The sequence below is a fragment of the Lawsonibacter sp. OA9 genome (assembly GCF_022440585.1).
The window spans coordinates 599,347-625,101 of the sequence record NZ_JAKNTI010000022.1; the positions used below are offsets into that span (position 1 = coordinate 599,347).

The 25,755-nt window shown below is 56.4% G+C and carries 22 protein-coding genes, 1 tRNA gene and 1 other RNA gene; 11 read left to right on the forward strand and 13 right to left on the reverse strand.

Annotated features, from left to right (window positions below):
• The first annotated feature begins 3 nt into the window (after positions 1-3).
• The 4 genes from MCG44_RS03970 (at position 4) to MCG44_RS03985 (ending at position 3,936) form a co-directional block, all read left to right on the forward strand.
• Positions 4-501 (forward strand): COG2426 family protein, encoded by a 498-nt coding sequence (locus MCG44_RS03970; RefSeq protein ID WP_147570882.1) that lies wholly within the window; start codon positions 4-6, stop codon positions 499-501.
• A gap of 75 nt (positions 502-576) precedes the next feature.
• Positions 577-909: a hypothetical protein gene (locus MCG44_RS03975; RefSeq protein ID WP_147570881.1), complete on the forward strand. Its 333-nt coding sequence runs from the start codon at positions 577-579 to the stop codon at positions 907-909.
• A 65-nt stretch (positions 910-974) separates the two neighbouring features.
• Complete coding sequence (locus tag MCG44_RS03980; protein ID WP_240286921.1) at positions 975-3,194, forward strand: ATP-dependent RecD-like DNA helicase; 2,220 nt, start codon at positions 975-977, stop codon at positions 3,192-3,194.
• On the forward strand, positions 3,187-3,936 hold the full coding sequence (locus tag MCG44_RS03985) for a GNAT family N-acetyltransferase (RefSeq protein WP_186853319.1): 750 nt from the start codon (positions 3,187-3,189) through the stop codon (positions 3,934-3,936). The genes MCG44_RS03980 and MCG44_RS03985 overlap by 8 nt, the downstream gene beginning before the upstream one ends.
• 31 nt (positions 3,937-3,967) lie before the next feature.
• Here MCG44_RS03985 and MCG44_RS03990 read toward each other — a convergent pair whose 3' ends face one another.
• Positions 3,968-4,528 carry a manganese efflux pump MntP family protein gene (locus MCG44_RS03990; RefSeq protein WP_147570878.1) on the reverse strand — a complete coding sequence of 187 codons (561 nt, stop codon included), beginning with the start codon at positions 4,526-4,528 and terminating at the stop codon, positions 3,968-3,970.
• Positions 4,529-4,847: 319 nt separating this feature from the next.
• Between MCG44_RS03990 and MCG44_RS03995 the strand changes: the two genes are divergently transcribed.
• Together MCG44_RS03995 and MCG44_RS04000 are read left to right on the forward strand one after the other, a co-directional pair.
• A tRNA-Leu gene (locus tag MCG44_RS03995) sits at positions 4,848-4,934 on the forward strand.
• Between the two features lie 383 nt (positions 4,935-5,317).
• Entirely contained in the window at positions 5,318-6,700 is a 1,383-nt protein-coding gene (locus MCG44_RS04000; RefSeq protein WP_147570877.1) for a vWA domain-containing protein, read from the forward strand.
• Between the two features lie 192 nt (positions 6,701-6,892).
• On the opposite strand, the gene MCG44_RS04005 is transcribed toward MCG44_RS04000, so the two are convergent.
• The 4 genes from MCG44_RS04005 to MCG44_RS04020 form a co-directional block, all read right to left on the reverse strand.
• Positions 6,893-7,774, reverse strand: a complete 882-nt coding sequence (locus MCG44_RS04005; protein ID WP_240286923.1) for a DNA/RNA non-specific endonuclease — start codon at positions 7,772-7,774, stop codon at positions 6,893-6,895.
• A 76-nt stretch (positions 7,775-7,850) separates the two neighbouring features.
• Positions 7,851-9,371, reverse strand: a complete 1,521-nt coding sequence (locus MCG44_RS04010; RefSeq protein ID WP_240286925.1) for a peptidylprolyl isomerase — start codon at positions 9,369-9,371, stop codon at positions 7,851-7,853.
• Between the two features lie 215 nt (positions 9,372-9,586).
• Positions 9,587-9,785: non-coding RNA, 6S RNA (gene ssrS / locus MCG44_RS04015), on the reverse strand.
• A 4-nt stretch (positions 9,786-9,789) separates the two neighbouring features.
• On the reverse strand, positions 9,790-10,104 hold the full coding sequence (locus MCG44_RS04020; protein ID WP_240286927.1) for a DUF1292 domain-containing protein: 315 nt from the start codon (positions 10,102-10,104) through the stop codon (positions 9,790-9,792).
• 312 nt (positions 10,105-10,416) lie between these two features.
• Here MCG44_RS04020 and MCG44_RS04025 point away from each other — a divergent pair, with 312 nt between their 5' ends.
• From MCG44_RS04025 to MCG44_RS04045, 5 genes are all read left to right on the forward strand, one after another.
• Positions 10,417-13,077 (forward strand): transglycosylase domain-containing protein, encoded by a 2,661-nt coding sequence (locus MCG44_RS04025; RefSeq protein ID WP_147570873.1) that lies wholly within the window; start codon positions 10,417-10,419, stop codon positions 13,075-13,077.
• Between the two features lie 210 nt (positions 13,078-13,287).
• Positions 13,288-13,728 carry an ACT domain-containing protein gene (locus tag MCG44_RS04030; RefSeq protein ID WP_147570872.1) on the forward strand — a complete coding sequence of 147 codons (441 nt, stop codon included), beginning with the start codon at positions 13,288-13,290 and terminating at the stop codon, positions 13,726-13,728.
• 34 nt (positions 13,729-13,762) lie between these two features.
• On the forward strand, positions 13,763-14,974 hold the full coding sequence (locus tag MCG44_RS04035) for a homoserine dehydrogenase (RefSeq protein WP_147570871.1): 1,212 nt from the start codon (positions 13,763-13,765) through the stop codon (positions 14,972-14,974).
• Between the two features lie 123 nt (positions 14,975-15,097).
• Positions 15,098-16,324, forward strand: coding sequence for an aspartate kinase (locus tag MCG44_RS04040; RefSeq protein ID WP_240286929.1), 1,227 nt, complete (start codon positions 15,098-15,100; stop codon positions 16,322-16,324).
• Between the two features lie 195 nt (positions 16,325-16,519).
• Complete coding sequence (locus tag MCG44_RS04045) at positions 16,520-17,290, forward strand: hypothetical protein (protein ID WP_147570869.1); 771 nt, start codon at positions 16,520-16,522, stop codon at positions 17,288-17,290.
• 473 nt (positions 17,291-17,763) lie between these two features.
• Here MCG44_RS04045 and MCG44_RS04050 read toward each other — a convergent pair whose 3' ends face one another.
• From MCG44_RS04050 to kdpC, 8 genes are all read right to left on the reverse strand, one after another.
• Complete coding sequence (locus MCG44_RS04050; RefSeq protein ID WP_147570868.1) at positions 17,764-18,465, reverse strand: response regulator; 702 nt, start codon at positions 18,463-18,465, stop codon at positions 17,764-17,766.
• Positions 18,458-21,103: a sensor histidine kinase gene (locus MCG44_RS04055; RefSeq protein ID WP_240286931.1), complete on the reverse strand. Its 2,646-nt coding sequence runs from the start codon at positions 21,101-21,103 to the stop codon at positions 18,458-18,460. Before MCG44_RS04055 ends, MCG44_RS04050 begins: the two co-directional genes overlap by 8 nt.
• Before the next feature lie 34 nt (positions 21,104-21,137).
• Positions 21,138-21,623, reverse strand: coding sequence for a LysR substrate-binding domain-containing protein (locus MCG44_RS04060; RefSeq protein WP_147570866.1), 486 nt, complete (start codon positions 21,621-21,623; stop codon positions 21,138-21,140).
• 33 nt (positions 21,624-21,656) lie between these two features.
• The gene (locus MCG44_RS04065) at positions 21,657-22,307 is read right to left on the reverse strand and encodes a potassium channel family protein (RefSeq protein WP_147570865.1); all 651 of its coding nucleotides are present in this window, start codon (positions 22,305-22,307) and stop codon (positions 21,657-21,659) included.
• A gap of 26 nt (positions 22,308-22,333) precedes the next feature.
• Positions 22,334-23,668, reverse strand: coding sequence for a TrkH family potassium uptake protein (locus MCG44_RS04070; RefSeq protein ID WP_240286933.1), 1,335 nt, complete (start codon positions 23,666-23,668; stop codon positions 22,334-22,336).
• Positions 23,669-23,791: 123 nt separating this feature from the next.
• Complete coding sequence (locus MCG44_RS04075) at positions 23,792-23,989, reverse strand: hypothetical protein (RefSeq protein WP_240286936.1); 198 nt, start codon at positions 23,987-23,989, stop codon at positions 23,792-23,794.
• Positions 23,990-24,146: 157 nt separating this feature from the next.
• Positions 24,147-25,007 carry a hypothetical protein gene (locus MCG44_RS04080; protein WP_147570863.1) on the reverse strand — a complete coding sequence of 287 codons (861 nt, stop codon included), beginning with the start codon at positions 25,005-25,007 and terminating at the stop codon, positions 24,147-24,149.
• 50 nt (positions 25,008-25,057) lie between these two features.
• Positions 25,058-25,741, reverse strand: a complete 684-nt coding sequence (kdpC, locus tag MCG44_RS04085; RefSeq protein WP_147570862.1) for a K(+)-transporting ATPase subunit C — start codon at positions 25,739-25,741, stop codon at positions 25,058-25,060.
• Positions 25,742-25,755 lie beyond the last annotated feature (14 nt).

Sequence of the window (25,755 nt, forward strand, 5' to 3'; positions counted from 1 at the left end):
TCCATGGATATTTTCCAGTTCTTGACCGACACCACTGGGGGCAAATGCCTGTTCACCATGCTGGTGTCTATGGTCCCCATCATCGAGCTGCGGGGCGGCCTGCCCTTCGGGGTGGCTCTCGGCCTGCCCTATTACCTGGCGTTCCCGGCGGCGGTCCTGGGCAACCTTATCCCCGCCCCCTTTATCATCGTCTACATCCGCCGGATCTTTGAGCTAATGCGCAGGTATATGCCAAGGCTTAACGGCCTGGTGGACAAGCTGGAAAAGAAGGCCCACCTGAAGGGGCAGAAGGTCCAGAAATACCAGTATCTGGGACTGTGGATCTTTGTGGCCATCCCCCTGCCCGGTACCGGGGCCTGGACCGGCTCTCTGGCGGCCGCCTTTTTGGGGATGCGGTTGAGGAAAGCCCTGCCCGCTGTGGTCATGGGCGTGCTGACCGCCGGGTGTATCATGCTGGCTCTGACCCATGTAGGGATCAACCTATTCTCCGGCACCATGTAGCGGACGGCAGAGAAGGGTCGGAGGGAAACACCAGCGGCCCGCCTTCCGCATAGGATGGCCCGGAGGTGTTGCTCTGTGGAGATGATATGGGATACCCTGCTGGCGGCTGTATGTGTGTTGGGACTGGCCTTTGTGGCCTGGTGGCTCTTTGGCCGCCTGTTTCGTCCTATGCCGGGTCAGGGAGTGCGGGTGCTCATCCCCGGCCGGGGGGAGGGGGAGGACCTGGAGCAGACCCTGCGGGCTTTTATGTGGCTCCGGGGACTGGGACTGCTGGACTGCCCCATTATCATCGCTGACCTGGGCCTGACCCCCAAGGGCTGGGAGCTGGCCCTGCGGCTGACGGCCCGCTGGCCTGGGGTAGTGCTGTGGCCAGCCTCTGACCTGCCGGACTACATAGCGAGGAGCTGAACCAGGGGGCGGCCGGAGGCCGCCCCTATCCAATATCAGGAGATGCAAAGGAGGGAAACGACGCCATGGAACAGCGGGAATTAGAGCTGGTCGAGGGCACCGTTTCCGTGGTCATCTACCAGAACGAGGACAACGGCTACACCATCCTGAAGCTGGATGTACGGGATGAGGAGGTCACCGTAGTTGGCACCATGCCCGGTGTGGCCCCCGGAGAATACCTATCTGTCCGGGGCCGCTGGACCCGCCACCCTACCTATGGGGTGCAGCTCAAGGCCCAGGTAGTGGAGCGCCGACTGCCACAGGGATTGAAGGAGATCTTCCATTACCTGTCCTCCGGGGCTGTGAAGGGTATCGGAAAGGCCACCGCCCGGCTGGTCATCGAGGAGTTCGGGGAGGAGGCCCTGACAGTCATCGAGGACGACCCGGACCAGCTTACGAAAATAAGAGGCATCTCACCCAAGCGGGCCCGCCAGATCGGAGAGGCCTTCCGCCAGCAGATGGGCACCCGCCGGCTGGTGGAGTTTTTGACCGAGCATCAGCTCCCTCTGGAGCTGGCAGCCCTCCTTCACCGGGTCTACGGCGACGTGGCGCTGGAGGTGGTGCGGGCCAACCCCTATCTGCTGGTCAATGAGGAATTCCGGGTGGAATTCTCCCAGGCGGACGGCCTGGCTCTGGCCCTGGGGGTGGGCCATGAGGACCCCTTGCGTCTGGAGGCCGGGCTCCTCTTTGAGATGGCCCACAATAACCTGAACAACGGGCACACCTTCCTGCCCCGGCGCAAGCTGGTGGAGGCCACGGGCGTACTGCTGGAGGTGCCCTGCCAGATGCTGGAGGACTGCCTGACCACCCTGCTGGACCGGGGAGAGGCGGAGCTGGAGCGTATCGCCGGACAGGAAGCGGTCTATCTTCCAGCCCTCCACGACGCGGAAGCCTTTATCGCCCAGCGTTTGGGGGAGATGAGCGCCAGCCGGCTCCTTCCGCCCGATGGGCTGGACAGGCTCATCGACCGCATCCAGCGGGAGCAGCGCATCACATACGCCCCCCAGCAGCGCCAAGCTGTGGAGCTGGCCGCGGAGCGGCAGGTCATGCTTTTGACCGGCGGGCCGGGTACGGGAAAGACCACCTGCCTGCGGGGCGTACTAGACCTGTTTGACAGAATGGGCTTAGAGACCGCCCTGGCGGCCCCTACGGGACGGGCGGCCAAGCGGCTGGGTGAGCTGTGCGGAACAGAGGCATCTACCATCCACAGGTTGCTGGAGACGGGCTTTGACCCCCACTCCGGCCGGCTGGTCTTTGCCAAAAACTCCTACGCTCCCCTCCAGGCAGACGCTGTCATCGTGGATGAGACCTCGATGGTAGACGTGCCGCTGATGGCCGCCCTGCTGGATGCCCTTGAGGGGGACTGCCGCCTGGTGCTGGTGGGCGATCCAGACCAGCTGCCTTCGGTGGGGCCTGGCAACCTGTTTGCCGATCTCATCCGAAGCAAGGTGGTGCCCACTGTCCGGCTGACGGAGATCTTCCGCCAGGCCGCTCAGAGCGGCATTGTCCGCAACGCGCATCTGGTCAACAGAGGAGAACTGCCTGACTTGCGGGCCAACGACAGCGACTTCTTTTTCCTGTCCCGTCGGGACCCCCAGAGCGTGTTGGACACTATCGTAGATCTCTGCCGCCGCCGTCTGCCCGAGCGGATGGGGATTCCCGCCGACCAGATCCAGGTCCTGTCGCCCACCCGGCGGCGGGGCACAGGGACCCGGGCGCTGAACCAGGTGCTGCAGCAGGCCCTGAACCCGCCACGGGAGGACAAGGGGGAGCGCAGGTTCGGTGACTGGGTATTCCGCGCCGGGGACAAGGTGATGCAGGTGCGGAACAACTACGATATCCTCTGGCGGGAGGAGGGGGGCACCTCATCAGGCATGGGGATGTTCAACGGGGACATCGGGGTGATCCGCTCCATTCAGGGGGAGATCATCACCGTGGACTTTGACGGCAAGGTGGTAGAGTACACTCCAGATATGCTGGGAGAGCTGGAGCCCGCCTTTGCTGTGACAGTACACAAGGCCCAGGGCAGCGAGTACCGGGCGGTCATCCTGGCTGCGCTGGAGGGGGCACCTATGCTCATGACCCGGGGCGTGCTGTATACCGCGATTACCCGCGCCAGGGAGCTGTTTATCATTGTAGGGGACCAGGGGACAGTGGCCCAGATGGTGGCCAATGACCGCCAGACCCGGCGGTACTCTGGCCTAAGGGCCCGGTTGGCGGAAGGGAGCTGGACAAGGAATGAATAAAGCGGCGGCGCTCTTTCAAGGCTGGCCGGAAACCATGGTGTGGTCCTGCCTCCAGGGCTGTATGGGACAGGTGCTGGTGGAAGGCGGGGAAGAGCCCGCCTCCGCGGCGGCCCTGATCGGGGATTTCGCCTTTTTCGCCGGCCGCCCGGACAGGGCGCTTGCCCAGAAAGCGGAAGCGTCTATCCTGGTCCCCGGAGACCAGGGATGGGCCTGTCTGCTGGAGGAGGTCTGGGGGGCGAAGATTATACCCTGGACCCGGTACGCCACGGAGAAGGATCCAAGCTCCTTTTGCCGGGCCAAGCTGGAGGGCTATGCCGGTCCGCCGACGGGATTTGAACTGCGGCCGATGGACGGCGCTCTCTATACACAGGCCATGAAAGAGGATTGGAGCAGGGATCTGTGCGCCCTATTTGAGGACGGACTGGATTACGAGGCACGGGGGATAGGGGTGGCCGTCCTGTGCGGAGGGGAACTGGTAGCGGGAGCCTCCTCCTACGCCGTATACCGGGACGGGATTGAAATTGAGATCGATACCCGGCCGGACCAGCGGGGAAAAGGACTGGCCACCGCCTGTGGGGCGCGGCTCATTTTGGACTGTTTGGACCGGGGGCTATATCCCAGCTGGGACGCCCATGACAAGCGATCCGCCCACCTGGCTCAAAAATTGGGCTATCGCCTGGCCGGGGCCTACCGGGCCTATTTAAACATGGAAAGGCCGGCTCCGGGCCTTCCTGTTCCGTGAGAGCCCGAAGCTGGCCAATCAGCAGCGGTATTTACCCCAGGATGCCCAGATGCTCAAGGAGTATTTTGATTCCCATGAGCATAAGGATCAGCCCCCCCGCCAGCTCCGCCTTACCGCGGAAGCGGGCGCCAAAGAGAGCGCCTACCTGGACCCCCGCAGCGGACAGAAGAAAGGTGGTCAGACCGATGAAGGTGATGGCGGGCAGGATATCCACCTGAAGAAAGGCGAAAGTGACCCCCACCGCCAGCGCGTCGATGCTGGTCGCCAGCGCCAGAGGGAGCATGGAGCGGAAGGAGAAGGAGCAGTCTACGTCCTCGCTCTCTTCACGGGACTCCCGCACCATGTTGATACCGATGATGGACAAAAGGAGAAAGGCGATCCAGTGGTCCACTGTGGAGATGAAGGCCTGGAACTGGATGCCGAGCAGCCAGCCAAGCAGCGGCATCATGGCCTGAAAGCCTCCGAAATAGAGACCGCAGGTGAGATTATGGACCGGGCGAAGATGACCGGCTGACAGACCTTTGCACACCGAAACGGCAAAGGCGTCCATAGACAGGCCTACGGCGAGAATGAACAGCTCGAATAAACTCATATTGACCTCCTACCCTGATAGACCGGCACAGGCCGAGCATAGAAAAAAGACCTGCCTGTTGCGGAACAGGCAAGTCTCATCGTTTCAGGTCCGGCCAGAAGGGCAATATCCCCATCAGTATGTTGACCGGGCCACGCTCATGCGCCGACTACTCCCTTACTTGGAATCTAACCATAGCATGACCGGCCGTCCCTTGTCAACCTATTTTTTGGACTTCCTTTCCATGACTGAAAAAAATGAAGAAAAAGTGTTGACAGATGGAAGCAGCTGTGGTAATATAACCCTTGCGCTGAACAGTACAGCGCCAACTGAATCGGATGCGCGAGTGGTGGAATTGGTAGACTCGCTGGCTTCAGGTGCCAGTGCTCGCAAGGGCGTGCGGGTTCGACTCCCGCCTCGCGCACCACGTCGGAGCAAACGTTGTATCGTTTGCTCCGACTTTTTTTATAAAAAGTCAGAGCGCACCCATTTTATTGCTCCTCCTTTCCAAATCACAACCGCTGCGCTGGGCTGCGATTTGGTGTCGCCGCTTTGCGGCGTTTTTTTGATTTTGCAGAAATATCGGCTTTAACTGTCCTTTTCGTTTTGGCCTCGTCAGTTTCTGCTCGGTTCCACCCTTGGGAATAAAATTACGCAGGCTGATAGAGCTGCCCTGTCTCCCTCAGGAGGGCCGCCCTGTATGCAACTGCGCTCTGAAATAGGACAAACCGGCGACGCCCTATGGTGTCATGGTCTACCGCGGTCACATAGACTGTGATGGGGCAACCCCCAGAAGGGAGTAATACAACAATGGGTATTACCAATTCCAATAAGGTGATCAATATGGAGCGCATCGACTGTGATGGGTCTCTGAAGGTTACTCTGGCGCTTACCGCCGCGCCCGATATTGTCACTAATCCCACCGACATCGCTCTGGTGCTGGACCGATCCGGTAGCATGACCGGCGAGCCGCTGGCCAGCATGAAAACTGGTGCCAAGACGTTTATCGATATCATCTCCGAGTCCACCGGGGGCCAGGCGTCGGGAGAGATTGGCTCCGGCAGCCGCATCGGCATCGTCAGTTTTTCCAGCACAGCCGTGCAGGACACCCAGCTGATCACCTCTGTGGCAACACTGAAGAACGCCGTAGACGCTCTGTCGGCCGGCGGCAGCACCAACCACGCCGACGCCTTTACGAAGGCAATCTCGCTATTTGATCCCAGTTCCAGCAACGCCAAGGTCATTGTCATGTTCACCGATGGAAACACCACGGCTGGAGCTCCTCCTGCTCCTGTGGCCGCCGCGGCCCGTGCGCAGGGCATCATCATCTACTGCATTGGTCTGGTCGGGTCGGACGGAGTAGATGTGGGAGTGCTGAACGACTGGGCCAGCGACCCGGCTGCGACCCATGTAGCCGTCACACCTGACACAGCGGACCTGGAGGAGCTCTTTGCGGAGCTAGCCGCCAATATTTCGAAGACAGGAGCCACCAATATTGTGATCAATGAGAAGGTGACGGATGACTTTGTGGTCACCAGTGTTCTGAATCCGACGGTGGGCAGCGCCACCATGCTCAATTCCACCTCTCTGCGCTGGACCATCCCCGAATTGGGTGTTTCCGCTCCTGAGAGCGCCACACTGGAATTCTATGTCCGCCATGTGGGGCAGAATCCCGGCACCAAGTTGGTCAATGAATCTATCACCTACTCCGATACCGAGGGGAATGTAGTGGATTTCCCAGAGCCCGCTGTGGCCGTGGAATGTGATGTAGTGGTCAATCCGGAGGAATGTCCTCTCCCGGTAGATCTGACGATCCAGAGCTGTTCGGATGCCGTAGTAGTAGATACGGGGGATGTCTATCTGGAGTCTATGGGAACGATTCTGCAGATGGATGTGACGGTGAAAAACGTTTGCCCCCAAAAGCGGGTCGCTTTGGCCGTTATCCTTACCGAGGTAGATGAGAACGGTACGGAGTATCAGCGGGGGACGAAGGCTGTGACCATCCCGGCCCACAGTTACCCCTCCTGCCGGGATGTACTGGTTAAGTGCATCAAGTTTGTGGTTCCCAAGGACCTGGATGTGTCCGGCGGATCGACCCAGACGATGTGCAGCCCGCGTCAGTTTAAAGCCCGCTTTATTGCCCACAATATCGACAGCGACTACCGCTGCTGTGAGTCCGTTTTGACTCTATAAAACGGATGCCAGCCCAGCAGACCACCGCCAGACAGCGGTGGTACATAGGGAGCTATCTAAATAAATGCAGTCGATCCGCTTGAGAAACAAGCGGATTTTCGGTTTTTAGGCCGTCATTTGCCTTTCCGTCTAAAAAGAAGAGGTACGCATACGGCGTACCTCTTCTTTCACTTATAGGACAGCCCCGTGGAGTCAAGGCTTACATGAGCCGCAGGGACTGTAGCCGCGTTGAATCAGCGCCTCCCGGCCGCCGGAATATTCCTGGTAGTTGCCGGAACTTATCTGATTCACACTGCCGCAGGACGGGAGATGGAACTTCATGGAATTGGTATTGAGGACATAACGTCCTGTCTCTCCCTGGGAGGGAGCAGGGGGATCCTCCTCGGAGCGCCAGCTCTCGCCGGTGGCGTAGTCGATGGTCACTCCAGGCTGGACGTTGTAGCAGAAGACACAGAAGGAGAGGCCGGCCCCCTCGTCCTCTACGGAGAAAGCCTCCATCAGGACACCGTCAGCCACCAGATTGTCCCCCTGGAAGATGGGAGTGACCCGGTAGAGCACATGGCAGCCCGTGTCATCCACATAGTCGTCCACCATATCCTCAAAGGGGAGCATCCCCTCCACATTCATATAGCGGGTGCCGGTAATCAGATTTTCCTCATTGGCGTTTTCACCGGCCAGCTGAAAGCCGATGAGATGGCACCGGTTGTATAGATACTTCCCATCTACCAGGTCGTCATAACGGACCGTGTGCCAGCCGGAGGGCTTTACCATCCCAATTTCTCCCCGCTCCTCTGTTGGCATGATATCAAGGCAGACATTGGCCCAAGCGGCGCCGCAGCGGCCCAGGGGGTCCAACGGGCTGTATCTCTCAAAGGGCTCGGTAGTCAGATCATCGGGGGAGAAGTAGGGAAGGCCGCCGTTTACCTCCGCATAGGCCTGTCCGGAGTAGGACGGGATATCGGAGGGAGAGAAGCCGTCGCCCGTTAGGACCGGGGCAGGCGCTCCGCAGGAGGCCAAGGAGAGCAGCAGGAGCAGGCCGGTGAGCCATCGGGAAAGCGTTTTACCAGTTATCATGGTGATATCCTCTCTATCTATCTATAACAGAAAGGGCACAGACATCCGTCTGTGCCCTTCTCTTCGGTGGAACCGCTTACTGGACGAACTTGGCGGCAAAGCCCAGAGCGGCCTCGTAGCCCTCGGCCGCGCTCTCCTCCCAGGCGGTCTGGTCTTCAGTGCGCAGGCTGTTGTCAGCGGTCTGCTGCCAGACAGGGTCCTTCTGGGCCACAAAATAGAGGATCTGATAGCCTTCCGCCTCCGTATCCTGGATCACGGTGGTGTCACCAGGCTGGCGAGCGGGATCCAGGGCCCAGTTGGTGTAGACCGCGTCAGAAGTGAGGGCGGTCAGATTGGTCATCAGGCCGCCTCCTGTGGCGGACACAGGGTCCTTGCTGTTGGAAGCAGCCAGGTCAGCGAAGCTGTCCTCAGTGGCGTCGCCGCTCTGCCACTGGGCCAACAGGTCCTCGGCAGAGGACTTGGCCTCGTCGTCGGAGTCGGCAGTCACCAGAATGTTGCGGATGTCAGCGGCAGCTCCATCGTTGCGCTGGCGGTCCTCAAAGCGGACCACATAATAGTAATAGCTGGATCCGCCGTCATACTCGGCCAGAGTCACGTCGCCGGCCTTGCGGGCACTATCAAAGGCCCAATCGGTATAAGAGGAGTTGACGCTGGAGCCGGTTTGGACGCGGGAAACAGCGTCGGAATAGAGGTCCTCGCTGTACTGAGCAGCCAGATCAGCAGGCTCCTCGCCGGCCTCCATCTTAGCCAGGATCTCCTCGGCCTTGGCCTTGACCTCGGCCTTAGCCTCCTCCAGAGCGGCGGCCTGCTCCTCCTCGGTCATCTCAATGGTGTCGCCGTTCTCGTCCGTGGTGTTGACGCTGGCACGGAGCGCCAACTGGCTGGTGGTAAAGGTGTCCAGAGCGTCCTTGTTTTCCTGGTAGTAGGACTCATAATCGGCCTGGGAATAGGTGTAGGCGGCTTTGTTGGTGCTGGCATAGTCGGACACCAGGGCTTCCCGCTCCAGAAGCTCCAGCAGATGGTCATAAGTCATATAGGGCCCGTAGTTGCTGCGAATCATCTCGTTGCGGGTGTTGTACTGCCCCACCCAGGCGTTGTTCAGGGTGGTGACCGTCTCGTCCAGGGCAGCCTGACCGTCCTCACTTATGGCATAGCCCTCGGCCACGGCCTTGTCGTAGAGGGCGGTGATGGTGGTCAGATAGTCCACCGCCCCGTCCAGCAGATGGTCATACCAGGTGTCACCGCTTTCCTGGTCATAGACCTGGTCCTTGGGGTCCTTGGTATAATCAAAACCGGTCTGCAGGCCATACATGGCGTATTGCAGGGTGTTCTGATACATGACATTATAGTAGTACTGCAGGTCGACCGCGGAATACTTGGTGTCTTGGATGGTGACAGCGGTCATGGACCGCTGGATCAGTCCGCTGTTCAAGACCAAGGTCACAGCGATAGCCACCACACAGATGACGCCGACCACAGCGTACAGGATGGAGCTGCGGCGGTCAGCCTTCTGTTTGCGCTGGCGCTCCTGGACCCGCTCGTCCGGCCCCTGGCTGGTCTGACCCTGGCGGGTCTTCTTTTCTCTGGATGCACTCACAGTTGTTTCAGTCCTCTCGTTGTGTTCAATGGGAGCCGGCCCAGAGGCGGCCCCACGCCCCTGGCAAGGCAGGGACGACCTGAACTATTATACAGGAAAGCGGCCTGCCTTTCAAGTGTCAGACGGGGAAAAGTAAGGGTTTTACACTTTATTCACGTTTTTTAGGACGAAAAGAAGCCGCGGTCATAAGACCGCGGCCCAGTTCCAAGCGTTCTATATACCCCGCTCTGGCCGTGTGAGCCCGTTTAAAACCTGCACGAATGGCAGGTGGGTCGCCTCCACACCGCTTTGCCGCTTCCAACTTCCAATCCACCTCAAAGGGGGACCGGGAGGCCTGCGACCCACGGTGTGAGGGGGCGTCCCGTTTAAAAAATGTGGGTTTAAAAGAGCCCATCACGCACCGAGCAGGAAAGATCGCTTATTCCTCGTCCTCTTCCTCAAAAAAACGCTCCATAAACAGGTTATAGACCGTATCCAGTTCCTCGTCAGAGTCTGGGGTGGACAACAGTTCCTCGCCATTTTCCACGATGGCCTTCATGATGACCAGCCCGTACTCCTCATCATCGGCATCCACATCGACTGGCTCTCCGGTCTCCTCGTCCTCTGCCACGGCGGGGAACATGGCATAGTAAGTGACACCATTGTGCTCTAGGGTATCGACTAATTCCAGTTCGAACTCGTTGCCCTCTTCGTCGGTGACGGAGATGAAATCTGGGCCGAACTCTTCACTCATAGCAAGCTACCTCCAGCTCTTTCTTCTTCTCTATTTTAACCCGGTGAGAGGAAAAATGCAAGGGCTGGAGGATGTAAAATTTCGCCTGGGTAAAAAGCTGGGGACGGGACACAGCGAGAACGGCCCGTCCCATGGGGAGTGCTCCGGAAAGGGCTTATCCGGGATTATGGGTGGACAAATGGAAAGAATATGCTATAATGGTATCTGTATCATGCCGTTTTTGCCCTTTGGGGAAGCGCGGTGTTGAGCAGTAGTTATCCACCAAGACCATCGGAGCGCGGGGGACAGCCCGCCCCGGTTGGAGGTAGCAACGTGTCTGATCAAAACAACAATAACTCTCTATACGAAAACAGTGAATACCCCTCCCGCCAGCGCCGGACAGCCGACCAGCATCCCCGCCGACGGCCCAGAAAGAAGCGAGGGAGCACGGGCAACACCATCCTAAAGGTGCTGGGCACCCTGTTCCTGGTAGGCCTGTGCACTGGCGCTGTGCTGTGCTGCTTTGGTGCCTACTATGTCCAGACGGTCATTCTACCCGAGGTAGAGGTGAGCATGGACGACTTCCAACTGGGTGAGAATAGCGTCATGTACTACCAGGACAAAGAGACGGGCCGGTATGTGGAGATGACCACCCTGCTCAGCAGTACCAGCTCCGTTTGGGTGGATCTGGAGGAGATGCCGAAATATCTGCCCCAGGCCGCTGTAGCCATTGAGGATCAGCGGTTTTACACCCACCCGGGGGTGGACTGGAAGCGGACGGCCAAAGCTGTTCTGGATATGTTCCTGGGCAACGACATCTCCGGCGGCTCTACCATCACCCAGCAACTCATCAAAAACATGACAGACTATAACGAGACCACGGTGAAGCGGAAGGTCACCGAGATATTTCGCGCCATCCGCTTTACCCAGAACAACAGCAAGGATGACACCCTGGAGATGTATTTGAATATCATCCCCCTGGGTGCAGGCTGTGAGGGGGTAGGCTCCGCCTCGCTGAAGTACTTTGGCAAGCCGGTGAGCGAGCTGACACTGGCTGAGTGCGCCAGCCTGGTGGGCATCACCAACAACCCCTCTAAGTACGGCCCCTATTCCTTCGCCAAGTCTAAAACCAGCACCGGTGAGGTGTGGGATGCCCGGCAGTGGAACAAGTACCGCCAGGAGGTCATCTTGGGAGAGATGCTCAAGCAGGGCATGATCTCCCAGGAGGAGCACGACGAGGCCGTGGCCCAGGAGCTGGTCTTTGTCCGGGCCGAGGGCGAGGAGGCGGAGACCGAGATCTACAACTGGTACGAGGAGACAGTCATCTCCGATGTTCGGGCGGACCTGAAGGAAAAATATGGCTTTTCTGACTCCCGGCTGGATCAGATCATGGCCCGCGGCGGTCTGCGGATCTACACCTGTATGGACCCTGAGATTCAGGCTATTGCTGAGGCGGTGTACGAGGACCGGGCCAATCTGAATTATACCTCTAAGAGCGGCCAGCAGATGCAGTCCTCCATCACCATCATCGACAATGAGACCGGGGACGTGGCGGCTATCGTGGGCCGCTTTGGGGAGAAGACAGAGAACCGGGGCATGAACTACGCCAACGCCGCCAAGCGGCAGCCCGGCTCCTCCATCAAGCCTCTGACGGTCTACGCCCCTGCGCTGGAGAAGGGGCTGTTATCCCCCATCTCCGTGCTGGACGACTACCCCTATGATACAAGAACAGGCTCCGCCTGGCCCCTGAACTCCGGCGGGAACCGCTACCGGGGCCTGACCACCCTGAAGGACGGCCTGATGCGGTCAGCCAACACTATCGCGGTCCGGGTGGTGGCCGACTATGTTACCCCTCAGGAGAGCTTTTCCTTTGGCAAGGACAAGTTCAAACTGGATCTGGTGGACGCGGTCCAGTCTGGGGACCAGATCATGAGTGATATCGATATCTCCCCCATGGCCATGGGCGGCCTGACCGCCGGCGTGTCCAGCCGAACAATGGCCCAGGCTTACGCCACTTTCCCCAGCGCCGGGGTTTACACCTATTCCAGGACCTATACCCGGGTGACCCAGCTGGTGGACGGGGAGGAAGTGGTCCTGCTGGAGAATGAGCCAGAGAAGGAGCAGGTGCTGAAGGAGAGCACCGCCTATTATATGAACACCATGCTCCAGCGGGTCATCAGCGGAAGTGGGGTCAGCGGCGACGGCCATACGGGCTATGAGGCGGCTTTGTCCGGAATGCGGGCGGCTGGCAAGACCGGTACCACCTCCGACAACTTTGACCGGTGGTTCGTGGGCTATACCCCCTACTATACTGCCGCCGTCTGGACCGGCTATGAGCAGAATGAGAAGATGAAGACCGGAAGCGCCAACCCGGCGGCCGTGCTGTGGAAAAAGGTGATGAGCCAGGTCCACGAGGGGCTGGAGAACAAGAAGTTCCCTGAGGTTTCCGGGCTGAAGCAGGTCACCTACTGCCTGGACAGCGGACTGCTGGCTGGTGAATACTGCGCCCTGGACCCAAGGGGCAGCCGGGTGGCTACCGATTATATTTTCCCGGAAGATTATCCCGATGGCCGGACCTGTACCGTCCACACCGCTGAGAGCGTGGTCAAGGTGTGTGTGGACAGCCCAATCCTCAACGAGGATGGCACGGAGACCGGCCTGTACCACATCGCTGGTCCCTACTGCCCCGAGGAGAGCCTGCGGGAGGTCTGCTACCCCAACTACGAGCGTGAGAAGGTGGGCTCCGCCGTAGCCCAGGATGAGATGTACCGCTTCGACGTGGTGGAGGCCCAGGGGACCTGTACTGTCCACACCGAGGCCCCGGTGGTGCAGCCTGATCCCAGTGATCCCAACTTTCCATGGGATCCAAGCCAGCCGGTGGACCCCAATGATCCGGGGTCTGGGAGCCAGACTGACCCCAGTGGATCAGGGAGCGGATCGGGTTCCGACAGTCCTCCGCCCTCCCAGGATATCCCCCAAGACCAGTGGCCATGAATCGGAACGGCTCAGACGCCGCGGAGAGACACTCCGCGGCGTCTGTCTGTCTGGACTCTGTCAAAAATGACGGAGATGGCCGAGAATAGTCGAGGGAATTTTAGCGTTTCCCCATAGGGTTTTTCGTTGCATCCTGCCTCTGAGTGTGTTACAATAGACCACATCACAGAAACAGATGACCGTATCAGATGGACAGACAGAGGTGTGGACATGAGTGGACCAGCAAAATATTTTATTGTAGAGGCGGACTCCATGCCGGAGATATTCCGAAAAGTGGCAGAGGCCAAGCGGCTGCTGGAAACAGGGGAGGAGAGCACCGTCAATGGTGCGGCCCGGACCGTGGGCATCAGCCGCAGCGCCTTCTACAAATATAAGGACGCGGTTCGGCCCTTCCACGATATGCTCCATGGGCGCATCGTCACCTTCCAGATTCTGCTGAAGGACGAACCGGGTATTCTGTCAGGGGCCCTCAACGTGCTGGCGGGGACCAGGGTAAACATCCTGACTATCAATCAAAACATCCCAGTCAATGGCTGCGCTGTGGTCACCATTACCGCGGAGACCTCCGCGCTCCAGGACTCACTGGAGGATGTGCTGAACAGCCTGTCGGCCGGCGAGGGGGTCATCCGATGCGAGATACTGGCAGGCTGACTTTTGGGAACAAATCAAACAAGGTGGGATTACTATGGTTAATGTAGCACTTCTGGGCTTTGGTACAGTAGGCTCCGGTGTGGCCGAGGTGCTGACCAGAAACGGCGGCTTGATTGACAGCCGGGTGGATGACCTGGTCCGGCTGAAATATATTATGAGAGCCAGAGAGGTCTTTGACGGGCCCTATCAAGATTTATTCGTCAAGGACTTCTCGATCATCGAGCAGGACCCCCAGGTGGATATTGTGGTGGAAACCATTGGGGGGACCGGAGCGGCCCTGGACTATACCACCCGGGCCTTAAAGGCGGGAAAGAGCGTTGTCACCGCCAATAAGGAGCTGGTGGCCACCCACGGCTATGAGCTGCTCCAGTTGGCCAAGGAGCACGGAGTGAGCTATCTCTTTGAGGCCAGCGTAGGGGGCGGTATCCCCATCCTCCGCCCCCTGACTTCCTGTCTGGCGGCCAACGAGCTGACCCAGGTCGTCGGCATCCTCAATGGCACCACGAACTATATCCTGACCCGAATGATACAGGCGGGCCTCACCTTTGAGCAGGCGCTGAAGGAGGCACAGGACAAAGGATACGCCGAAAAGGACCCCACCGCCGACGTGGATGGGCATGACACCTGCCGGAAAATTTGTATTCTGGCCGCGCTGGCCTTTGGACACCACGTGTATCCAGACCAGGTGCCAACGGAAGGGATACGGCACGTCACCCTAGGGGATGCGGCCTATGCCGACTCCAAAGGCTATAAGATCAAGCTGCTGGGCAGGGCAATCCGCCAGCCTGAGGGTAAGGTGTGCGCCTTTGTGGCCCCCCATCTGGTGGCGGACACAGCCCCTCTGGCCGGGGTGGAGGACGTGTTCAACGCCATCGCCGTCACCGGCAACGCCATCGGTGATGTGATGTTCTATGGCCGGGGAGCGGGTAAGCTGCCCACCGCTTCCGCTGTGGTGGCCGATGTCATTGATATTGCCAAGGACCTGAAGCGGGACCGGCATAACGGCTGGGCCTCCGGGTCTCCGGACCTGGTGGTGTCCGACGACGGCCTGACCTCCAAATGGTACGTCCGGGCCCAGGGTACCATGGACCAGGCCAGACTCGCCTGTGGGGAGATACAGCCTTTGGCCCGCAGTGGCGCGCCTACTTCTGAGGTGGCCTTCCTTACCGCTCCCATGCCCCGGCCGTTGGTGCTGGACAAACTGAGAGGGATGGAGGTGGCCTCCCTGTTCCGGGTGCTGGACTGACGCATAGAATGGCGGGGAGGCTCTGGCTGCAAAGGTAACCGACGGCCACCTTCACCGCTTTTGAGGGGCGGTCAGCCGCCCTCATCATAAAATCACCACTTGACCTTTAGGGGGAATCACATAATGTCACTCATTGTACAGAAATTTGGCGGCAGCTCTGTGGCTGACGCTAATAAGCTCCGAAATGTGGCCCGTATCATCACCGATACCTATCAGCGAGGCAACGATGTTGTGGTGGTCCTGTCCGCCCAGGGGGACACTACCGACGACCTGATCGAAAAAGCAAAGGAGCTCAATCCCCACGCTTCCAAGCGGGAGATGGATATGCTCCTGTCCACTGGAGAGCAGATCTCCATTTCCCTGTGCGCCATGTGCATTGAGAGTATGGGTTATCAGGCCATCTCTCTCACGGGCTGGCAGGCAGGGATGCTCACAGATTCGTCTTACAGTAACGCCCGGATCAAGCGAGTGCGCACCGAGCGCATCCAGAAAGAACTGGATAAGAGAAAGATTGTGCTGGTCGCCGGTTTCCAGGGCATTAACAAGTATGACGACATTACCACTCTGGGCCGGGGCGGTTCTGACACCTCGGCGGTGGCGCTGGCCGCCGCGCTCCACGCGGACCTGTGCCAGATCTACACCGATGTGGATGGTGTATATACTGCCGATCCCCGCAGTGTTACAGGGGCAAAAAAGCTGGAGGAGATCACCTTTGACGAGATGCTGGAGCTGGCCAGCTTGGGCGCCCAGGTCCTCCACAACCGCTCGGTGGAGATGGCCAAGCGGTATAACGTCAATCTGGAAGTGCTGTCCAGTTTCAGCGGAAATCCCGGTACAAAAGTCAAGGAGGTTGTCAAAACCATGGAAAAGACCCATGTTAGCGGTGTAGCCAAGGATAAGAATGTAGCCCGGATCGCTCTGGTGGGCCTGGCGGATCAGCCGGGCATCGCCTTTAAGATTTTTTCTCTGCTGGCCAAGGAGAATATCAACGTGGACATCATTCTCCAGTCTATCGGCCGTGACGGCAGCAAGGATATCAGCTTCACGGTAGCACGGGGTGACAGCCAGCGGGCCCGTGAGGTCATGGAGGAAAATAAGGAGGTCATCGGTTGCAAGTCGGTGGAGCTCAATGACCAGATCGCCAAGATCTCCGTCGTGGGTGCGGGTATGGCGAATAACGCCGGTGTGGCCTGCAAGATGTTTGAGGCCCTGTTTTCCGCCGGTATCAATATCAACATGATTTCTACCAGCGAGATCAAGGTGTCTGTCCTGGTGGACGAGCGGGACGCCGAGCGTGCTGTCCAGGCGGTCCATGACCGATTCTTCAGCGAATTTGGCAGCAACGGTTGAGCTCATCTGCCACTCACGTCAGGGTACGGGAAACCGTGCCCTGATTTTTCGTAAAAGATTCTTAAGGATTCTTTTTCCTTTTTTTCTGTTGCAAAAAAACAGCGTATCTGGTACAATAATAATCTGTCTGGACCATAGACAATTTGTCAGACTGTTCCGGGATGCTGTGCCCGGTTGCAAGGAGATTGAACGCAAATGGATAAAAAGCAGAGAGAAGCACGCCGTCACCAGGAGGATATGGCCCTAAATCGGGGACTGCTGTGGGTCGGAGCGGCCATCATCCTGGAGTTCCTGCTGCTGCTCATCAACCGATATTATATCAACTTCCGTGTGGATGAGGCCTCCGTGAACCTGGCTACTACCCTCCATACGCTGCTGAAGGTGGTGCGGATTGGCGGGGCTGTGGCTGCCATACTGTGCCTGGTCTGGTCTGTGCTGCGCTTCCGGAAAGGTGAAAAACTGGTGCTTCCGGTGGTGCTGACCGCTGCTTTTGGCGCTCTGGCCATCTGTGCCCATGTGACTCTGGCATTCAAGGGAACAGGGGTGCGGATGCTGTTCCTGCTGGTTCCTGCTTGGGCCGGCCTGGCTCTAGTGTACTACCTCTACCAGAAGGAGTTTTTCCTCTCCGCCGTGGCGGTGGGGCTGTCCATCCTGGGGCTGTGGTGTGTCCGCTTTGGAGGCGCATTGACACTGGAATCGGGCTTGGTCTTTGTGGGTATCCTGGCAGTGACCGCAGCCGCGCTGTGGCTGAAAAAGAGCGGAGGCACGGTCAAATATGGCGAGCGGGAGCTCCAGTTCCTGAGCAAGAACGCCTCTTACCCTGTGGTGCTGGTCAGTTGCCTGGCCAGTCTGCTGGCACTGGCGGCAGCTATGGCGCTGGGTTCCTTCGTGGCCTACTACCTGATCTTTCTGATGGTAGCTTGGCTGTTTGCCCTGCTGGTCTACTACACAGTCAAGCTGATGTGAAAAAAGTCCCGGCCGGCCTTTTAGAGCGGCTGGGACTTTTTATGTCCAGTACATACTGCCTAAACGGAGGGATATACCGAGACAACTGCCAGATAGGCAGGGATGGAAAGGGTATGTTTGAATATACCATCCAAACAAGGATGATATAAATCCGCAAATAGGTCTATATTTAGCGATAAGAGGGCTGTTCTCCCCGGCGCTGGCCGGGGCCAGAAGCAAGTTTAAGGTGGAAGAGCCGCCAACATCCTGTGTGAAACTCGAACTGTTTAGGAACCTGTGAAAAGTAAATATTTATATCGGCGGATTGACTCAAAAAAGCGCATTGTATGCAAGGCATACAATGCGCTTCGTTTACCTATAAAGTAAACTTTTCTGCATCTTTACGTCTGTTTCTGGATAGTAAACATGAAGGCCGCGAGGAATGAAAAGTATAAAACACTTTGCTGTACAGTCGTTCTTGCTTCCGCTCAAAATTATTCTACTTTCAGCATACGGTACCCTACCCCAATGTGAGTTTGGATATATTGAGGAGAGCCCGGTTCTTTTTCTAACTTCTTGCGCAAAGTCGCCATAAATACGCGCAGAGAAGCCACATCATTTTCCCAGCTTCGTCCCCAAATCTGTTGGGTAATAAAGGTGTGAGTCAGCACCTTGCCCAGATTTTTGCAAAGCAGGCATAACAGTTTGTACTCACTGGGCGTCAAGTGCAGTTCCTGGCCATCCAGAAAGGCACAGCCGGCAGCATAGTCCACCTTCAACTTCCCATTGGTGAAAACAGCGCCAGAAGTCAGCATGCCGGTCTGCAAAGTGGCCAAGCGCCGCTGAGTCACACGCAGACGGGCCAGCAGCTCCTCAACAGAGAACGGTTTGGTCAAATAATCGTCCGCGCCGGCGTCCAGTGCGCCGATCTTGTCTGTATCTTCACTTCGGGCACTGAGGACAATAATGGGCAGATTCGACCAAGAGCGGATGCGGCGGATCACTTCGACGCCGTCCATATCCGGTAGCCCCAAGTCCAGCAGGACAATCTCCGGGTTATGGGAACTGGCCTCCAAGACTGCGGATTCTCCGTTCGCCGCAGTCAGGAAACGATAATCATGGGCACGCAGCGTTGTGGTAATCAAGTTTCGGACTGCCACATCGTCCTCAACTACTAAAATCAATGGTTTATTCATGCAGATCTACCTCCCTGGCTGGTATAGAAAATGTAAACATAGCCCCATGAGGTAACTGATCCGAAACTGTGATCTCACCGCCATGGGCGTTAACAATTGACTTGCACAGTGCCAAGCCTAACCCCATACTGCGGCGGCTGTCCACAATTTGGTTGGATGCACTGTAAAACATATCAAAAATATGAGGTTTCGCTTCGTCAGAGATTCCCGGTCCATTGTCGGCCACAGTGATCAGGACATATTTCCCCTGCCGTTTCCAGCTGATATCAATGTCTGAACCGGGCGGTGTGTATTTGATGGCGTTATCCACCAGATTAATCACGACCTGGACAATCAGGCGGGCATCCATCTGAGCCAACAAGTAGTCGTCACCCTGCGTGTGCAGATGGTAGTCCACACTTTTACGGTTGATGTGCCGCAGGGCCTCAGACACCACATCATCTACCAGCTCGGTGGAAATATGCAGGTTCATCCTGCCCCCATCCAGCCGGCTGACAGATAACAGATTTTCCACTAAATTAATCAGCCATATTGAGTCGTCATAGATATCTGTATACATCTGCTGTCTGGTCTTAGCATCAAACATATCTCCGTTGGAGAGAAGATTGCTGGCGTTCCCAGAAATGGAGGTGAGCGGAGTACGCAGGTCATGGGAGATGGAGCGCAGCAAATTGGCCCTGAGCTGTTCGTTTTTAGCCAAGACCGCGGCGGCCTCCTTTTCCTCCAGATGCCGCTGATTTTCCATTGCCAGGGCGCACTCCTCCAATACAGAGAGGAGGATGCTGTTTTCGGAGGTCTCCAACCCCTTGCCCGCTGCCGCAACCCCCACGACTCCATATATATGCTCACCGGCCCGTACCGACAGGTAAGTGCATCGAGCATCGGAAAAAGTTTCTGTACCAGCACCGGCCCGCTTGTTATTGGTCAAGACCCACTGGGCCACCTGTTTTTCCTGGTCCGTGGTGTACTGCGCTTTGAGGTCAGACTCCTCTGCCAAAAGAATCTCCGGCTCCTGGAGCTTCTCATCCTTTACACAGTAGACGACGATATCCCGCTGCAAAATCTTCAGCAGCTGATCCGCAATGATAGAAAGAATCTCCGTTTGGCTTCCCGCTTTTTGCAAATCTTGGCTGGTTTCAAGCAAAATCTTTGTCCGCCAAGCCATCTGCGCAGAGTGCTTGGCCAGGGATTTGAGCTTGGCAGCCAGGGAGCTAGTAAGAAACGAAACCACAAACATCACGACAAACGTGACCGGATAGTCGTTGCTGTGTACATTTAGGGAAAACCTTGGCTCCGTGAAAAAAAAGTTGAAGGCCAACACACCCGCGATCGAGTTAATGAGACTGTATACGGAGTTTTTGGTAAATACCGAGGTCAGCATAACTCCCAAAATATAGACTGTAATAATGTTAGTTTCATTCAGTCCCAGGCAGTGAAACAGGAACCCGATGATGGTGGCCAGCGCCAAAATCAGTATGCTTTTCGCCAAATCGATCAGAGAAACTGAGGGAGTATGCAGAACCTCCCGATAGCGGGAAGTCAATCTGTTTGATCTTCTGTTATCCGGGATGATGTGGATGTCAAAATCCGGAGCAAGTTCGATCAACTGTTCTGTGAGCGACGCTTTTCGAAAAATGTACCGATGTGGTATCATATCGCGGCCCAATACGATCTTTGTAATGCCGGACAGTCTAGAATACTCCGCAATCTGGTAGGCAATATCATCACCGTATACTGTTTCAATGGATGCTCCCAGCTTCTGCGCCAGTTTCAGATTATCGCGCAGACGCTCCCGATCCGGCTGCGGCATCCACTGAAACTTGCTGGTTTCTACGAACAGGGCAGTAAAGCCGCACCGGAATGCGCCCGCCATACGGGCCGCGGTGCGGATGACCTGCGCGTTGGATGGCGCAGAAGAGAGGCACACCAGAATGTGCTCCTGCATACGGTATAGCGCCTGACTTTGGGCGGGCTGGGTCGAGGCATAGAGGGCCGAACGGTCTGCGCACCGGCGCAGTCCAAGCTCCCGGAGAGCGTTCAGTTGGGATAAGGTGCAGCCGGCTGATGGTATTCGGGCGCCGCACCCCTGTTTCAAACGATTCTGCAGCTGCTCCGGTTCCATATCTATGAATTCCACATGCGCCGCCTGGTCAAATACGCAGTCTGGAATCCGCTCACTCTCCGGTGCCCCAAAGATTTCAAAAACCGTTTCCTGGATACTCTCGATATGCTGAATATCCACGGTGGTGTAGACATCGATGCCGGCTTTCAACAACTCTTCAATGTCCCGATAGCGGTTCTTGTGGCGGGAGCCTTCGGCATTCACATGGGATAGATCATCAATCAGAAGAATCTGTGGTCTTCGCTTTAGACAAGCATCCAGGTCGATTTCATAGATTACGTCATCGCCCGCTGTAACTGCCCGCTGGGGCATAGACTCAAATGGTTCCGCCATAGCCTGTGTCTGGGGCCACTGACTGCAGGAGAGCAACCCGATAACCACATCACCGCCCGCCCGATGGACTTGTGTTGCGGCCTCCAGCATTCGAAAGGTCTTCCCAGTGCCTGAGAAGTAGCTTGCAAAAATCGTCAGAGCGCCTCGGCCCTTTTCTATCCTTACTGCAGTTTGTTGCTCCATACAATCACCTCCAACGGCCTTATTATAACACATTTCAGTCACTTCTTCCGCAAAGCCGCTGGACAAGTTTTTGAATGGGGATGGGAGATTGGATGTCTTTCCAAAGAAGCTTTTGCCGCTGATTTTCCGTATCTGCGGGCATCAGTGTCATGCCATCGACGGAAAGCGGCTGGGGGCAGCATATAAAGCAGGCACTGTGGGTCTGGCCGCTGTCTTCCGCTTCAGCGGAAACTACTGCTATGTCGGTAACTCCGGACTCAAGATCTCTCATAATTTCCCATTCTTTCCCCATGTACATCTTGATTTCTATATCCGGATACTGCCCCTGCAGTTCCTTTAGGGCTCTTGCAACCGGCGCCAAAGCACAGGGATTTGATATGGCAATCTTTAAAGAACAGGAGTCCCCCTTCGCTTGTGTGGAAGGCTGGACGCTGTTCAGAAAACAGTCCAGCTTTCCTGCCAGGAAATAGCCAAACAGTACAAGCGCCAGAAATCCGCCAAATAAAACCACACCTTCCATCACAAATTCATCCTTTCCCGCAAGGAAGCTGTCCTATATATGGAAACACTTTTGAATATCCTTGTGCGTACCCAAAATCAGCATGGTGCAGTTTGCCGGCAGACACGTTTCTGGGGTTATGACCGTCATGGAGAACTTTCCATTTTGCTTAATCGCCATGATGCTCACATGATACCGCTTACGTACGTCCAACTGTCCGATCGTTTTCCCGACCCAGCTCTTGGGGACGCCGATTTCAAACATAGCGTGGTTATCACCTAAGTCGATATAATCCGATATATTGTCTGAGCTATACCGGATTGCGGTCTGAATCGCCATTTGTTTTTCGGGGTAGACCACGTCATCCGCCCCATTGCGAAGCAGAAATTTGGCCTGAATGTCGCGTGTAGCCCGAGCCACTACCTTTACTGCCCCTAATTCTTTCAGAAGGGATGTGGTCTCCAAAGAACTCTGAAAGTTATCCCCAATGGCCACGATGCACACATCAAAGTTACACACCCCAAGGGACGCAAGAAATTCCTCATTGGTGCTGTCCCCAATCTGGGCGTTGGTCACATAGGGCAGTATCGCGTTTACCCGATCTTCATTTTGATCCACTACCATCACTTGATGGTTCAACTCATGCAGCTTGATTGCGATATGTCGGCCGAAGCGGCCCAAACCAATCAGCAGAATTGTTTTCATTGTTTCGTCCTCTTTTATTTACAGATTCATCCTACTGTGATGTGCTCCTGCGGGAGCCTGGCGCTGGAGTGTTGTGTATTGGACAGGGTAGCAAAAATCAGCGTGAGCCCGCCTACCCGCCCGAAAAACATCAATACAATCAAAATCAGGTGGGAAGCGGTCTGCAGCTGCGGGGTCAGCCCCAGAGAAAGGCCTACTGTTCCGATAGCGGAAGCCGTTTCGAACAGGCAGTCCAGAATGGGCTGCTCCTCTAGCCGGCTGATGATCAACCCGCCCGCCAGGGGCAGCGTAAGATACATCATGAAAATCGTCGCTGCCTGAGATACAGTTTCCCTGGCAATTCTGCGGTTAAAGAAGTGAGGAAACTCACTGCGTCGAAAAACTGCCATGGCATTGGCCAGCAGAACGGCTAAGGTAGTGATTTTCATGCCGCCGGCGGTGGAACCGGGGGAGCCGCCAACAAGCATAAGAACTGTTATAATGGACTGGCCGCTTTCACTCATCGTATTCAAATCCGCCGTATTAAATCCGGCAGTCCGGGGCGTAACCGCTTGAAAGAAAGATAGAAGCAGCCGTTCTTTCAGAGGGGCCTGTGCAAACTCAAAGAAGTAAAAGTAGATGCTGGGAATTAAGATCAGTCCACAAGTGACAGTCAAAATCACCTTGCTTTGCATTCGGTATCGAGAAATATGTAGATGGTTTGTCCTGATATCGTCCCAGGTTAAGAAGCCAATACCCCCGATAATAATGAGCAACGGGATAGTCAGGGAAATCACTGGATTGTCCGAGTAATCCGTTAAGGAAGAAAAGGGGGCTTTAATGCCCATCAAATCAAATCCAGCGTTGCAGAAGGCAGAAATGGAATGGAACAGAGCATACCAAACCCCCTTTACCAGACCAAACTCCCTCCAGAACGTAGGAAGCATCACAGCCGCCCCTACCATCTCCGCCACCAGGGCTGTTTTGAGGATGAACCCCGTCAGACGCACGACTCCACCCACTTTAGGCGCCGCAATAGCTTCCTGCATGGTGCTCCGCTGTATAAGCCCGATCTTGCGGCCAGAGAGGATGGAGAACGCGCCCGCCACGGTCACAACTCCTAATCCGCCGATTTGAATCAACAAAATGATGATAAACTGCCCAAACTCTGACCAGTAGGTCGCCGTATCATGGATCACCAGTCCTGTCACACAGACAGCGGAGGTCGCAGTGAACAGGGAGTCCAAGAACGAAGTGGTGGTACCAGACTGAGTCGAGATGGGAAGCATTAGCATTAGGCTTCCAAGCAGGATTACGAGGGAGAATCCTATGATAATAATTTGAAACGGCGATGTGTTATTTTTATGGAAAATTTGCCACATAAGCCTTAACCCTCTTAATATGCCTTTATATCTTCTTAAGCAATATTATCCACACTTAGTCTTAATGAAGCGTTAGCATATCTGCCTTGGCATTAAAGGAATATTAAGGCCATCGCCATTGTGTTACATCACTCCAAAAAGCCATGCCATCGGTAGGACGATACCAATTGTACAAATAAATACCGCAGCCAATATAAAAAGAGGCATCCCAATAAAAACCGTCAGAAAGCCCAGCAATTTGTGTTGGAGCATAAACTGTTCCAAAGACGCATCAAACCAAGCATTAAAATGGTGCAGACGTTTTTTCATTGCGGACATCATAGCAATCCCTCCTTGCAGGCCCTATCATAATCCCGTGGAGTTAAAAGTGGGGAAAAGAAACCTTTTGTGGCATTAAGGGTACAATAAGAGGTCGGCGGCCAGCCGAATAAATTCAGACTGGCCGCCGGCTATATCAACGAGAGCGGAAGGGAGCCGCTCAACGCCTGAGGGGGAAGAGCACCTTCATCAATACCTGTGCTGCGGAATTACCGTGGTCTATGCCAAAGTAGAGCTTCTTTCCCTGCCGATCCAGCAGTACAAACTGCCCATCCCGGCACAGGAATCGAATACCAAGCTCCTCGAGAACGCGATAGAGCGCGAGATGCCACTCGATCCAGTTTGGAATATCGCCCTGAAGCAAAGCATTGCGGAGCCATTCAAATTCAGGCTGCGGCAGCCCCTTCTCCAAAAATGTGCGCCACAATTCACATTTCTGCTGGGCCGTCAAAGCGGACAGATACACGCCGGTCCGGCTCTGATCCTCCGCCTCCTGCAAGATTACATAACAAAAGGAAAGTGTGTGATCGATCCGGCACAGCTTCTGCTGCTCCAAGAAGTCGGCGTACTTCCACTCCAGCGCCACAGCCTCCATATCATATTCCGCCGCGTTCAGCAGCCGGGACATACACTCCGCTGTCTGAGGCTCCGGGAACTGAATGCAAAGATACAGGTCCCGGAGCTCATTGTACCAGAGGCCAGAGATACTGTGCTGCCGGACAACAGCCGATTTGCCATCGTTGGGAAAGGACAGCCCGACCAGTTCATCCTGGCTGCCCAGGCCAAAGGCCTGGACCGGCCACACCCGCTGGATCTCATAGATCAACGGGCCGAAGGTCTCCGCAAATTCCTGAACCGGGAGATCCAGCAGCTCATAACCGAATTGCAGTTGGCTGCCATCTGTTTGAGTCCTGCTGGACTGCCCGAACCAGTTTTTCAGGGACCGAATCAGGCAAATTACCAGCATGGCTGGACTCTCGTCGGTGGCCATGGTCTGCGGTGCAAATCGGCGTTCAGCCATTTTTTCAAAGTGAACTTCCATACCAGTCTATCCTCTCTGAAGAAAGGCGCTCAGTGGTTGACCTCGCTCACCAGGCCCATGGCCAGGGCAATGTCCAGGTTGACGCCCAACACATTGACAGTCTCCTCGCCGAATACGCCCAGTGTTTTGTCCTGCGTATTGTCGGCGATTATCTGACGGACCTGCTCCTCGCTGAGGCCAGAGGCCTCTACAATGCGGGGAACCTGAACATCGGCAGAGGCGGGAGAGATGTGGGGATCCAGGCCGGAGCCGGAGGCGGTCATCAGATCAGTGGGGATGTCCTCGCGGCTGACACCAGGGTTTTTCTCCAGAAAGGCCGCAATGTCGGCCTCCACACGCTCGGCAAGGGCGGGGTTGGAGGGGGCGTAGTTGTTGGAGCCGGAGCTCAGGCCGGCAAACGCGGAGCCGTCGTTGTAATACTGCTCTACCTGGCCGTCGCCGTCGGTATCCTCCTCGTAGTAGGTGTTGTAGTGATAGGCGGAGGGGCGGCTCCACATGAAGTAGTCCTCAGTGAACTCCTGCCCCACATTCTTGGCGCCTACTGCCACGCCGTCCGCCATTACCAGAGTGCCCTGGGCCTGGCTGGGGAAAATCAAGGCGGACAGGCCGCTGAGAAGCACCGGGAACACCAGGCCGCACAGCACCAGCAGCGCCACCGTAACCAGGAAGGCCTGACGGATATTGTGGCCCATACCATATTTTGTCTCGTTCATAGTTCAGGTCCCTC